Annotated in this window: 11 protein-coding genes and 2 tRNA genes; 7 read left to right on the top strand and 6 right to left on the bottom strand. The window is 32.6% G+C overall.

What is annotated here, in order from left to right; genetic code table 11:
• The first annotated feature begins 45 nt into the window (after nt 1–45).
• Nucleotides 46–972 carry an ornithine cyclodeaminase family protein gene (locus ACAM25_RS02615; RefSeq protein WP_369610793.1) on the top strand — a complete coding sequence of 309 codons (927 nt, stop codon included), beginning with the start codon at nt 46–48 and terminating at the stop codon, nt 970–972.
• Here ACAM25_RS02615 and ACAM25_RS02620 read toward each other — a convergent pair.
• Nucleotides 967–1,533 (bottom strand): cob(I)yrinic acid a,c-diamide adenosyltransferase, encoded by a 567-nt coding sequence (locus tag ACAM25_RS02620; protein WP_369610794.1) that lies wholly within the window; start codon nt 1,531–1,533, stop codon nt 967–969. The genes ACAM25_RS02615 and ACAM25_RS02620 overlap by 6 nt on opposite strands.
• On the opposite strand from ACAM25_RS02620, the gene ACAM25_RS02625 reads away from it, so the two are divergent.
• A complete protein-coding gene (locus ACAM25_RS02625; protein WP_369610795.1) occupies nt 1,533–2,354 on the top strand; it encodes a DMT family transporter in 822 nt (273 codons plus the stop codon). The two genes, ACAM25_RS02620 and ACAM25_RS02625, sit on opposite strands and share 1 nt — an antisense overlap.
• Here ACAM25_RS02625 and ACAM25_RS02630 read toward each other — a convergent pair.
• The gene (locus tag ACAM25_RS02630; protein ID WP_369610796.1) at nt 2,351–3,421 is read right to left on the bottom strand and encodes a sugar phosphate nucleotidyltransferase; all 1,071 of its coding nucleotides are present in this window, start codon (nt 3,419–3,421) and stop codon (nt 2,351–2,353) included. The genes ACAM25_RS02625 and ACAM25_RS02630 overlap by 4 nt on opposite strands.
• Nucleotides 3,422–3,451: 30 nt before the next feature.
• Between ACAM25_RS02630 and mvk the strand changes: the two genes are divergently transcribed.
• A complete protein-coding gene (gene mvk / locus ACAM25_RS02635; RefSeq protein WP_369610797.1) occupies nt 3,452–4,390 on the top strand; it encodes a mevalonate kinase in 939 nt (312 codons plus the stop codon).
• A 31-nt stretch (nt 4,391–4,421) separates the two neighbouring features.
• Nucleotides 4,422–6,191: a glutamine--fructose-6-phosphate transaminase (isomerizing) gene (gene glmS, locus ACAM25_RS02640; RefSeq protein WP_369610798.1), complete on the top strand. Its 1,770-nt coding sequence runs from the start codon at nt 4,422–4,424 to the stop codon at nt 6,189–6,191.
• Nucleotides 6,192–6,293: 102 nt separating this feature from the next.
• Here the strand turns inward: glmS and ACAM25_RS02645 are convergent, their stop codons facing one another.
• Nucleotides 6,294–7,454: a threonyl-tRNA synthetase editing domain-containing protein gene (locus ACAM25_RS02645; protein ID WP_369610799.1), complete on the bottom strand. Its 1,161-nt coding sequence runs from the start codon at nt 7,452–7,454 to the stop codon at nt 6,294–6,296.
• 6 nt (nt 7,455–7,460) lie between these two features.
• The gene (locus tag ACAM25_RS02650) at nt 7,461–8,726 is read right to left on the bottom strand and encodes an MBL fold metallo-hydrolase (RefSeq protein ID WP_369610800.1); all 1,266 of its coding nucleotides are present in this window, start codon (nt 8,724–8,726) and stop codon (nt 7,461–7,463) included.
• 93 nt (nt 8,727–8,819) lie between these two features.
• On the opposite strand from ACAM25_RS02650, the gene ACAM25_RS02655 reads away from it, so the two are divergent.
• Nucleotides 8,820–9,125 (top strand): nascent polypeptide-associated complex protein, encoded by a 306-nt coding sequence (locus ACAM25_RS02655; protein WP_369611588.1) that lies wholly within the window; start codon nt 8,820–8,822, stop codon nt 9,123–9,125.
• On the opposite strand, the gene ACAM25_RS02660 is transcribed toward ACAM25_RS02655, so the two are convergent.
• Entirely contained in the window at nt 9,094–9,804 is a 711-nt protein-coding gene (locus ACAM25_RS02660; protein WP_369610801.1) for a helix-turn-helix domain-containing protein, read from the bottom strand. The genes ACAM25_RS02655 and ACAM25_RS02660 overlap by 32 nt on opposite strands.
• Before the next feature lie 36 nt (nt 9,805–9,840).
• On the opposite strand from ACAM25_RS02660, the gene ACAM25_RS02665 reads away from it, so the two are divergent.
• Both ACAM25_RS02665 and ACAM25_RS02670 read left to right on the top strand, forming a co-directional pair.
• Nucleotides 9,841–9,916: transfer RNA gene (locus ACAM25_RS02665), tRNA-Pro, on the top strand.
• A 1-nt stretch (nt 9,917) separates the two neighbouring features.
• Nucleotides 9,918–9,991: transfer RNA gene (locus tag ACAM25_RS02670), tRNA-Ala, on the top strand.
• 234 nt (nt 9,992–10,225) lie between these two features.
• Here the strand turns inward: ACAM25_RS02670 and ACAM25_RS02675 are convergent.
• Nucleotides 10,226–12,061 (bottom strand): hypothetical protein, encoded by a 1,836-nt coding sequence (locus ACAM25_RS02675; protein ID WP_369610802.1) that lies wholly within the window; start codon nt 12,059–12,061, stop codon nt 10,226–10,228.
• Nucleotides 12,062–12,599 lie beyond the last annotated feature (538 nt).

Here is a 12,599-nt window from a genome sequence, read left to right on the forward strand (position 1 = left end):
ATGTAATGATAAAATCTTTAACAGAGTTAATTCATAAAAAATAATATGATTATATTAAATTCAAAGGATTTAGAGGAAGTTCTGACACCAGAAGTAAGTATAAACGCTATAAAAGATGCTTTTTCCTTTTATTCGTCCGGAAAGATTATTCAGCCTCAAAGGCAAGTATTAACGATAAAAGGGAATTGGTGGGGAATTATGCCATCCTATACGGATTTTTCTTTTGTAACAAAAATAGTAAATGTAATTCCGTCGAATAAAGAAAGAAATTTACCATCAGTTCAAGGTGTAGTAATATTAATGTCACCAGATACAGGTGAGCCATTAGCAATTATCGAAGGTTCAACATTAACTGCCATAAGAACTGCTTCAGCTAGTGTTTTATCTACAGAATTAGCGTTAAAAAGAAGAAGTATAGGTACTTTAGGAGTAATAGGTGCTGGAATGGAAGCAAGATATCATTTAAAGATAGCCTTAAAATATTTTTCAGTTTCTAAAGTTTTAATTTCAGCAAGGAAAAATCATTATCAACTAGCTAAAGAGTTTGGAGGAGAGGCAGTAGAACTAGAGAAATTGTTAAGAGAATCAGAGGTGATTTATGCTACTACATCTTCAGATAAACCAGTAGTTTTAGGTAAATTTCTAAGTGAAGACTTTCATGTATCAAGCATAGGAGCACATACACCTAACGCCAGGGAAATTGATGATGAGACAATTAAGAAAGCTAAAACATATTTTGTTGATTCAATTCAAGCTGTTTTAAATGAGACTGGAGATTTTATTCAACCAAAAAATTTAGGCATATTACCAAAAAACGTTTATGAGATTGGTGAAATAATAAACAAGGGGATATCTATAGAAAGACCCTCAATATTTAAAACAGTTGGTATAGCGTCACAAGATAACTTGACAGCTTATGTAGCTTATAATGAAGCAATAAAGAAGGGCATAGGTATACAAGTTTTCTTATGAGCCTTTACCTTTCCATATTACATTTGGATTGTTAGTTCTTTTATTAACAACTAAAGCCATTACGAAAAGTAATGAAGAAAGTCTATTTAGATATCTTACATGTTCTTGTTTGCATTTATTTTCCTTAAGGAGAGAAACTACACTTCTCTCTGCTCTTCTGCATATAGCTCTTGCTAAATGTAGAAAGGATGAAGCTATATGTCCTCCTGGCAATACAAAGTTCCTTAAAGGTTCAAGCTCCTTACTTAATTCGTTTATTAAAAATTCTAAGTAAGTTATTTTACTTTCATCAAACTTCATATCAAATCCAGCTATTTCTGATGAGATCTCAAAAACATCACTCTGTAACTGTTTTATTATTTCTGAAAATTCAGGATACAGAGATGACACAACACCTAATACAGAGTTTAACTCATCTAAATTGCCCAATGCTTCAGTGATTAGACTATCCTTCCATACTTCTCCTACTGAAGGTACCTTAGTTTTTCCCGAATCACCAGTACCAGTATACCACATTACTAGTTGATTTTTAATTATTGGATAATAATATAGGTTTCGCATTGAGGCAATATTTACCCATTTTAGGAGTTGTTTTAGTATGGAGTTCAGCATACCCACTAATTAAGATTGCTTTAATGTACATGTCTCCAATTATTTTAGCAATAATTAGGCTTACTATAGGTGGCCTTATCTTACTAATTTATGGTAAAGGTTTAATTTATGGTATTAAAGAGTTTATAGGAGCTTTACTAAATGTAGCTATTTTCATGATATTTCTAAATCTAGGCGTGCTTCTATCAACTAATCCAGCCTTATCAGCAACTTTAATTTATACACAACCAGTATTTGTAGCAATATTTAACTACTTTCTTTTTAAAGAGAGAATTGGAAAACTCAGATTTTTAGGTATTATAATAGCAATTAGTGGAGCTATTTATGCCTCTGGAAATATTTCTATAAATATAGGAGCTCTAATTTCATTATTAGGAGGATTTTTGTGGGCTATAGGTACAGTATATTATAGAAAATATTTACTTGACAAAGATGTGATCAAGCTTAACTCTTTTTTCGCTTTAGTTTCCGTTCCAGTATTACTTCCATTGGTTCCTTACCAAAATTACTTTAGATTTTCATTGTTAGGCATTTTTACGGCTATTATAATAGGTTTAACTGCACAAGCCATGGGTTTCATTTTGTGGTTTACTTCTGTGAAAACTTTAGGAGCGTTTAAATCAAGTAGCTTATCATTGCTAGTTCCAGCATTATCTTACTTTTTCTCTTATCTAATTCTAGGTGACATACCAACAATAACTGAAATTCTAGGTTCTTCTTTAGTTTTAATAGGTGTTATTCTAACAAATTTGGCAAGTATAAAGCATTAAATTTTCGCTCCAACTTTTAGTATTTCTCCATGCTTTATTTCAGTTTCTGGAGAAATCAAAGCACCTAATTTATTTACCTTTCCTCTCACAACCTTTGCAGGATAGCTTGAAGTTATAACATTAGCACCTATTTTAGCTTTTTCACCAACAATGGTGTAAGTTAAATAGGATTTAGAGCCAATTTCAGCTTCAGGTTGGATTAAACTATGTGTAATTTCACAATATGCACCTACTTTAGCTCCTCTCTCTATAGAAGAATAATCTCTTATTAATGAGAAATTACCTATATAAACGTTTTTACCTATATACGCTGGACCTTTAATTATTGTATAATCATCTATAATAGCATTATCATCTATTATAACTCCTTTACCTATGATTGCTGTTTTTGAGATTTCTGCAGAGTCTGAAATTATAGATTTTTTATTATCTAAAAGAAGTTCTACTGCATTTATTAAATCTTCTGGATAACCTATATCAATCCATTTCTCACTCCAGACGAAGTATTTTAACTTATCTTTCCTAGAATTAAGATATTCAAGAAAATCGTCAAATGGTTCATTCTTTATTACATAAGCTCCAGCTAAAGCTAAAGTTGAATCGCTTTCTGTAATTTCTATTTTATCCCCCTCAATTCTTGCCAAACCATAAGTTGATACTCCTTCACTAACTGGCACTAATGGGACAACGTAATCAGCTCCTGTAGTTAAATAAGTATTAATTAGACTAACGTAAAACTCCTCCGGAGCAACAATGTCACCAAAAGCTATAACTACATTATTATCAGAAACTTTTTCTAACCCATCTTTTATCGCTCCATTTATTCCTTCCCTTTTCTGTATTATAACTTCAGCAGAAACGCTTAATTTTGATAATTCTTCTTCTATCTTATTTTTCCCTTTATTTGAGGTAACAATTACAAAATCGTTTATCCCAGCTTTCTTTAACCCATTGATACTATAAGATATAATAAGATTGCCTAGAAGACTAATTGTTTCTTTTTGATATTTTTCAGTATAAGGTAATAATCCCTCTCCTTTTCCTCCAGCTAAAATAACAGCTTGCACATTTAATTCTCTTCCGAAGTCTTATTAAATGTGATAGAAGTTAAAGTTCCCCTGAAACTTACACTTTTTGGAGAGCATGCAGTAGTTTATGGTAGACCAGCAATAGCTTATACTATTTCAGAATATTTAACGATAAGATTTAAAGAAAGTAATAAGTTTTATATTAAGTCAGATAATTTGCAAATAAAAGGTGTGAAAGTAAATATAGATGAATTCAAGGTAGAAAATGAGAACATAAAGAGAGTCTTATCATACATTATTGAGGCAATAAATTACTTTGAAGCTAAAAAACCGGTAGAAATTGAAATCGAATCACCTGTTGAACCTTCAGTAGGTTTAGGTACAAGTGCTGGAGTAGTTGTTGGTACAGTAGCTGGGTATTCTGCATATTTAGGAATAGAGTTAACTAACGAGGAAATAGCTAAAATATCTCATGAAATAGAATTAAAAGTTCAAGGAATAGCTAGTAGAATGGATACTTATACAGAAACATTCGGTGGTTTTATTTTTATACAGGGAGATAAGTTTGAGAAAATAGAGAGTAATTTATCATTTTCTGGAGGGTACTTCAAGAGAATAATGACGACCGCTGAAATGTTACGAAGAGTTAAAGAAATGAAAGAAAAGAGAAAGGAACTCTTTGAAACGATATTAGATACGATAGGAAAAGTCACAGTAGAAGCTAAAGACGCTCTTTCAAGTAATGACAAAAAATCTGTGGGAGAGTTAATGTATATAAATCATGGTCTTTTATTCTCTTTAGGAATAACAGTACCTCAAATAGATGAGTTTATCTCGACGGCTAGAATGGCTGGAACTGATGGTTGTAAAATAAGTGGAGGAGGTGCTGGTGGAGCTGTAGTTTGTACTAAAGATGAAAGGGCTGAACTTTTAATGAATGCAATGGGTGGAAAAGTAATAAATGCTACACCCTCATTTGGGGGTGTTAGAGTAAAACACTTAGGATAAAATTAATTTTAATGTAAACTGATTATTTAATGTGTGCGGAATAATAGGAATAGTATCACTTAACGAAAGTAAAAAACTTGCTGAAATGACTGTTTCCGCTTTGAAGAGACTAGAATATAGAGGATATGATAGTGTGGGAGTTGCATCTTTAAGTGCTTCTGGTTTAGAGGTAAGAAAAGCAAAAGGAAAAGTGGAAGAAGTAGTTTATCAGAAAAAAGTAGAAGACATGAAAGGTTATGTATTTCTCGGCCATACTAGATGGGCAACTCACGGCCCACCAACAGACTATAATGCCCATCCTCACATAGATTGCAGTGGTAACATAGCTGTAGTTCATAATGGTACAATAAAAAATTACAAAGAATTAAGAGAAGAACTAGAGAGTTTAGGTCATAAATTTAAGAGCGAAACCGATACAGAAGTTATTCCTCATTTAATTGAAGAGTTTATGAAAAGAGGCATGGAACCATTTCAAGCATTTAAGAGTGCAATCAAGAGTATTGACGGTAGTTACGCGGTTTTAGCAATTATAAATGGTGAAAGGAGAATTTTCTTTGCTAAGAGAGACAATCCATTAGTCATTGGTTTAGGAGAAGGGCAAAATTACATAGCAAGTGATATTCCAGCATTTTTACCTTATACTAGAAGAGTAGTTATAATTAAAGACGGTGAAATAGGCTTTATAACACCAGAAACGGTTTACATTGAAGACCAAGAAGGAAATGTAGTAAACGTAAAGGAAAGAGTGAGGGTAATAGATTGGGACATAGAAACAGCTACTAAAGAAGGATACCCACACTTTATGATAAAAGAAATTCATGAATCTCCAAAAGCTGTAAAGGATACAATTGAAGGTTTTATCTCAGAAATTGACTTAATAAAGGAAGTTGCTGACGAGATAAAAAATGCTAATAGAATAATTGTAATTGGAGCTGGAACAAGTTATCATGCTGGTTTATACTTCTCTCTTCAGCTACAAAGGCTAGGATATACTTCAATACCCATTATAGCATCTGAGTATTACAACTTAAAAGCGAAAAAAGGAGATATAGCATTAGCAATTAGCCAAAGCGGAGAGACAATAGATGTCCTTCAAGGAATAAGGAAAATGAAAAATGAGGGGGCAAAGATAATTTCTTTGACCAACGTTATCGAAAGTGCTATAGCTAGAGAAAGTGATTATAAGCTTTATATGAAAGCTGGTCCTGAAATAGGAGTAGCTGCTACTAAAACTTTTACCACGCAGTTAGCTTCCCTATTGTTTTTGACTGAAGTCTTACAAGGTGGTAATATAAACAAACTAGAGAAATTGCATCAAGAAATTAGGGATACAATAACTAAAGTAGAAGGTATTACAAAGAGAATTGGAGAAAAGCTCTCTAAAAAGGCAAATATTTATTACTTAGGGAGAGGTCTATCGTTACCATTAGCTATGGAAGGAGCATTAAAAATTAAGGAAATAGCTTATGTACATGCTGAAGCTTATCCTGCTGGCGAAAGCAAACATGGTCCAATCTCATTGGTAGAAAAAGGTTTCCCTGTTGTGATCATAAATGATGGAGAATTAACTGATCTCTTGCAGAACAACTTAATGGAAATGAAAGCTAGAGGTGCAGAAATTTATACAGTGAGCGTAAATAAAAAAATGAAGGATTCAGACATAGAAATATACTTAGAGTCTGAATTTCCAGCGATAGTAATTTCTCCAGTAATTCAGTTAATAGCCTATTATGCATCAGTCTCAAAGGGTTACGATCCCGATAAACCAAGGAATTTAGCAAAAACAGTTACTGTGGAGTAAAAAGACGAAAAATCTTTTCTAGAAGAAATTTATTAAACTCTTCCCCTCGTTAAAAACACAAGTATAAATGAGAAAACTTAAATTCACTTAAACAATTTGTTATCATTTTAATGTTTGATATTTCTTATTTCTTCTAGATAACATTAACGGTAAATTACTCTTTAATCTTAATGTATCTTCACTTTCAATTTCTCTATTCAATTCATCAATAGTATAACTTCTTTGCTCACTCCTCTTTCTTACCTTTACTGTTAAAGAAAGAGTTTTTACTTCTCTTTCTCCTAAAACAATGACATAAGGTACCCATTCCTTACCAGCCCTAGCTATCTTTCCTCCTAAACCATCTTGTAAATCATCAATATCAACTCTTGCGTTAAGCTTTTCAGCTATTGAAATAGCATCATTCACAAATTCGGACTTTACTGGGACAATCCTGACTTGAATTGGAGAAAGCCATAGAGGAAGAACAGGTGGTGATTCCTTTTGCGAAGATAAAATAAAATAGTAAGTCAGAAGATTTACATCATATTCAAAATAACCTTTTCCCTCCTTCACGATCTGATAAATATTCTTTGAGTCAGAAAAAGAATCTGGTATTCCCTCAATTTTATTTTTAACTCTAACTAGAATATGAGGAGACTCATTAATACAAGGTAATCTTCTGCCTAAAGGTTCCTTATAAATTACTGAAATTTCACTCTCTCCAAACTCCTCATCTTGGGTAATTGATAGAGCATTACTTTTCATTCTTAAAAACTCAAGGACAGCATTCCTCATAAAATAAGCGTGAGGAGAAGAGGGAAAACCAAACTTTTCGCAAATTGAAAGTTCATCACTTTTTTGATATTCAATCTCGTGTCTAATTCGTTTACTTAACTCACTTAGTGGATGGCCATAACAGTTAATCATAAACTGTTTATACCAACCAAATGGAGTTCTATAAACTTCAACGTTACTCTCCTTTATCTTTTTCTCCATCCTTTCTAAAATAGAAATTGCTAAAGAGGGAGATTCCAAATTATCTGAAAGATGCGCGTAAGGATAAATAACTATTGATGAGGCCTTCACTTGCGAATAAACATTAAGAATTTCCTTAACGGCCCTTTCAACTATTTCCTCATCATCACCTTTTTCAACAGTAGTAAAAGCAACAAGAACATTCTGTTTTTGTAAAGATTGAAGTTTAGGTTCCTCCGGATTTTTTATAGCTTTTTCCTTTATAGAAAAGGAGAAATCAGATGCATGAATCAAAAGAATTATCATCTTTAATCACAACTTGATCTCCTGTCCATTTTCAGCAATTATAACTTCTACTCCGATCTCTCTTTTTAACTCTTCTGCCAAAACTGATGAACTGTCCGGTGAACCATGAACTAAAATAACTCTTTCAAGGTTTTTAGCACTCTTTATCATTTCTTTAAGTTGATTCTTTCCAGCATGACTTGAAAAATCAAATATTTGAAATCTAGCTTTTAGCATTGGCGAGTATTCATCAAATTTTCCAGTCTCCAAAAGTCTTCTTCCTGGTGTATTTTCAGCTTGATAACTTACTAAAAACACTGCATTTTTAGGATTATCTGAAATCTTTTTAAAATAATAAACAGCAGGACCACCTTTTAGCATACCTGCACTACTTACTATAACTCCTTCCCCTTTAGTTGCTTTATTCCTATCGTTCCAGCCATTTACGTACTTGAAATAATTGTAAGCCTTCTTCAACGACTCATAATCATTAATAAACTCTGGGTTTTGAATCATCAATTCTGTAATTTCTTTAACCATACCGTCGTAATATACTGGATAGTCAAAGTTTCTACTTGATAAAACAGAAAGAATTTCTTGGCTCCTTGATAAGCTAAAGGCTGGAACTAACACAGTTCCTCCTCCTTCGACAACCTCTTTAATAGCTTCAAAGAACTCATCCTCTACGACTTTTCTTTCTGGGTGATTAAATCTTCCGTATGTACTTTCTATAACTAAAGTGTTGGCATCTCTTAAAAAATCAACCTCAGCAGACTTTACTAGATGAGTATTAATTACATTAGTATCACCAGTATAGACAATATTACCTTTTTCAGTCTTTACTTTTATCATAGCACTTCCTGGGATATGGCCAGCATCTCCTAACTCAATTTTAAAAGTTGATAATTCAAATTCTTCATGATAGTTTACTGACCTAAAATTATCCATTACTTTCCTAACTTCAGTCCACTCAAATGGAACCTTTGGACCAGAAAGCTTTAGAAAGTCCTTTAGCATTAATTCTGTTATAAGCCTAGTTAATCTAGTTCCATAAACTGGATAATTGCCAGAAATTTGATATAAGGGTAAAGCTCCTACATGATCTAAATGAGAGTGAGAGACAATAAACCCCCTAACCTTGCTAGGAACTTCTTGTAAAGGCAAATTTGGATTATCATTTGGATCAAAGTTAACCCCATAATCAAGGATAATACTATCTGTAGATGTAGAAACCTCTATAGCAGATCTTCCTACCTCTTTGCCTCCTCCTAAGATCTTAATATAATACTCCATTATGCTTTAAAAATTAAACAACAAACTATTAAGTTTGTTTTATAATATTAACTTGTGAAACCAAAACCTAACCAGTTCAAAAACTTAGAAAGAATGTTAGGTTTAAAGACAGAACAACTTGACGCTGTTAAAGTTACAATCGAATTAAAAGATAAAGTATTAGTCATTGAAAATCCTACAGTAGTCAAAATGATTGCTCAAGGACAAGAAGTTTATTCAGTTATTGGCTCAGCTAGAGAAGAGGCAAAAGAACAACCAAAAGTTGAAATAAAAGATGAGGACGTAAAGTTTGTAATGGAGCAAACCGGTAAAAGCGAAAAAGAAGTAAGAGAAGCACTTGAAAAAAGTAATGGTGATATAGCAAAAGCTATACTTTTACTGACTGGGCAAGAGACCTAATCCTTTTTACTATTTCCTTTTCGTCTTTGGAAGTTGAAATAATTATTGCCATATTATCCTTTTCTGCTAAGTAAAGGGCCAAAGGATCAAACTTAACTGGCCTATGAAAAACAACTAAAGGAGGCTTAATTGGTGCAATCTTTAAAGCAATCATTGGAGATCTACCAGAAGTGACGTTAGTGAAAACTACTACTCTTCCTATCATAAAGTTCAAAAGTTGATAAAACTCCATTCCCTTTAAACTCGTTATAGCCTTAATACTATCAGTAACCAACCAACCGTAAATCTTAACGTCAGGAATTGAAGAGTTAGGAATAAAACCGTTTACAGCAGTCACGATTTCATCAACACTAACAGGGGTAGGGAAATCGCCTATGTCATCTATGTAAGGTAACATCAAAGTATAACCCTTCAAAAGTTCATTAACTATTTTATAACCTCTCGAAGCATCAATCTCTAGTAATGCTTGAACATATTTTCTGAGAAACTCAACTCCAGGCTTCCTTCTACCTCTCTCATAATCTGCAATAACTGACTGAGTAATTCCTAAGTATTTTGCTAATTCTCCTTGGCTAATCTGAAAAGCCTCCCTCCATTTTTTCATAACTTGTCCTGGTGAAGGACTCCAACTAATATCACCAAGAATTCTCTTAGCTAAACTTTCAATTAGATAATCCACAGAAAAAGCTATAAAATCGAAAGAAAAATAATTTATGGGCCCGTGGTCTAGCCTGGACTAGGATGCAGCGCTCGGGCCGCTGTGGTCCCGGGTTCAAATCCCGGCGGGCCCAAGGGCCGGTAGCTCAGCCTGGAAGAGTGCCTGGCTCGCACCCAGGAGGTCCCGGGTTCAAATCCCGGCCGGTCCATAAATAACATAGTATTGCCATCAGCTAATAAGTGATTTTTATATAGTGCTTTTCATAGTAAATGCAACGCCAGAGTGAGAGGTCGTATGATAGAAATTTATCCGTTGCATTTTCAATGAAAATGACTATATAGCTCTTATCCTTTGGTCTCTTTATAGAGATAACTACTGCACTTAATACATCCTTATATGTAATAGTTTAAGTAAATAAGACGAAGAATAAAAAAGAATTAAATTATCTTCTTAACACAATTACAGCTGCTATAGCTGCTATTATTATAACAACTACTACAATTATAATATCTGTCAAAGGTAAGCTACTTGTTGTTGTAGAAGGAACTGGAACAGATGTACTTGTTGTTGTACTAGTTGTAGTGGGACTTGTTGTAGTTGTTGATGACGAAGTAGTTGTTGTTAATGTGCTAGTTGTAGTAGTTGGAACTGTTGTACTAGTTGTTGTAGTAACAACTGGCTTTACATTTATCGTTATCGTTCTATTTGTACTAACACTATTATATTCAGCAGTTATTGTTAAAGTGTAAATTCCGGGAGAACTAAATGTGTAACTTATCTCATACTCATTCTTGCTTATCTCTGTTACACTTACTGGCATACCATTAACTTTCACAGTGACATTTGGAGTTATGTTAGAATTAGTATTTACTGTAAAAGTTATAACAAGTTTAGTATTTACAGTAGTATTTACTATTGGAGTTATAGCAGATCCATTTACTTCTATATTACTAATTGTTATTTGTATTGGCGTTAAATAAATCTTTACTAATGTTGAAGAGGAAACTGTAACTGTTGTTGAATTTGACAAATAGCCTAAAGCAGAAGCGTATATTTTAACTTCTTCTCCAATAGGTAAAGTAAGAGTTACCATTCCAGAAGAATTAGTAGTTAACTTACTTATCAATGAATTAGTAGTTACATTATAAATACTAACAACAGCATTTGGAATTGCCACTCCTTGCTGGTTTACTACTTCAACATTAAGCTTTCCTAAGGTTACCTTTGGTGGAATAGAAACAGATATTGTTCCAGTAGGTGTTGAGATGGTTATAGATGCAATTCCAAATTGAGGTAATTTCACTATTATACCGTTAGGACTTATTGCAAAAGGAACAGAAGAACCATAGAATAATGCATAATATCCTGGACTACCTCCTCCATATGCATAATTCGTTGCAGTCATATTTCCAATAGTATAAGTTTTAGAACCTACAGTTATCGTATAACTATTCTCATAGGAGAATGGGTATTTAATATATAAGTAAGTAAAACCGCTGATGTTTTGCATACTTATTGTTACTCCATTTTCCGTTAAACTTACTGGAGAGGATAGTTGTGAGATTCCATAAGAAACATTTAATATAATGACACCTAAAGAATAGCCTAAAACTTGATTAACATTAGTATAATTAGTATACTCTAGATACACATATGCAAAGTAAACTCCTTGAGGGATTCCTTGAGGAACTTGAACCTCAATATAACCATTTTCATAAGTTGCGCTAACTAATGGATAATATGTAGGATTTACGTGGAAAAAGCCTAAATCACCAGTTACCATGCTAAATCCAGGTGTTGTGTTAGGAGGCATTTGAAAAGTAACATTAAAGTAGTAGATCCCTCCAGGCTTTACATTAGCCACAAAAACGTTCTGAGTTCCATTAATATATACTGGAATTTCTCCGTAAGGTGCTTTGATTACATTAACTAAGAGATAATTGCCGTTTACAGAGACATTATAAATACCTAAACCTAACTGCAGTTGTTCATCAACATAACTATATGGTGAAATTGTAACAACAGTACGTTCACTTCCATTTACATATATTGGTACCGACTCTGAGACAAATGTCGGGTTAAAAAGATATAGATTTAATATAGCTTGTGATTGAGTAGTAGTTAATGTCATTTCTTCTAAAGATAAATATGAATGTTGATACATTAATGGTGCAGTAGTAACTATAACATTAGAGTTAGTCTGCGCATTTACTATAAAAAATCCCTCTAATATAAAGATTCCTAAAAGTATTATTGGCAGAAATTTTCTTAACATCATGTTGTAAAACTTGTTTGTATAAGGGTAATTAAGTCTTTTGGCAATAGAAAAGATCTTTAAACAAAGTCGTTTACAGTTCCACAATGAATTGTAAAATTACAACCAACAAGGAAAATTTTAAATGTGATATTTTTAAGGCTACGTGCTTTTACTCAATTTTTGAATTTAATTATCCGATATGACTAACAATTTTGTTTTTATAAAGTTTATTAAAAATAAGATAGTTACGTTACTTGATTTTTTCCTATTTTTATAATTATTTTTTCACGTTTTATGATTCGGGCCGAGAACATAGTTTTACAACTTTCTATCGCAATAATAAAATTATTATACAAACTCATATCGTCTTTAAAGTATAAATTCAAGGCGTTACTGATCTCTATGTAAAGACGAGAATGTTTATATACACTAAAAGAATATATTGAAAAGTTATAGAAATAATTTGTACCTTTATAATAACGCTATGGACACATTCATAGAGTAATTAAAAAATTGAAACAAAAAATTTTTGCTTTCATTAAGCAATTTAAAGTTTGTC

The organism is Sulfurisphaera javensis, assembly GCF_041154675.1.
In the GTDB taxonomy this organism is placed as follows: Archaea; Thermoproteota; Thermoprotei_A; order Sulfolobales; family Sulfolobaceae; genus Sulfurisphaera; species Sulfurisphaera javensis.

Bases quoted from the DNA above. Each gene is read 5' to 3' on its own strand.
- ACAM25_RS02615 (WP_369610793.1), top strand. From the start codon at position 46: ATGATTATATTAAATTCAAAGGATTTAGAGGAAGTTCTGACACCAGAA.
- ACAM25_RS02650 (WP_369610800.1), bottom strand. From the start codon at position 8,726: ATGGAGTATTATATTAAGATCTTAGGAGGAGGCAAAGAGGTAGGAAGA.
- ACAM25_RS02620 (WP_369610794.1), bottom strand. From the start codon at position 1,533: ATGCGAAACCTATATTATTATCCAATAATTAAAAATCAACTAGTAATG.
- ACAM25_RS02645 (WP_369610799.1), bottom strand. From the start codon at position 7,454: ATGATAATTCTTTTGATTCATGCATCTGATTTCTCCTTTTCTATAAAG.
- ACAM25_RS02675 (WP_369610802.1), bottom strand. From the start codon at position 12,061: ATGATGTTAAGAAAATTTCTGCCAATAATACTTTTAGGAATCTTTATA.
- ACAM25_RS02655 (WP_369611588.1), top strand. From the start codon at position 8,820: ATGTTAGGTTTAAAGACAGAACAACTTGACGCTGTTAAAGTTACAATC.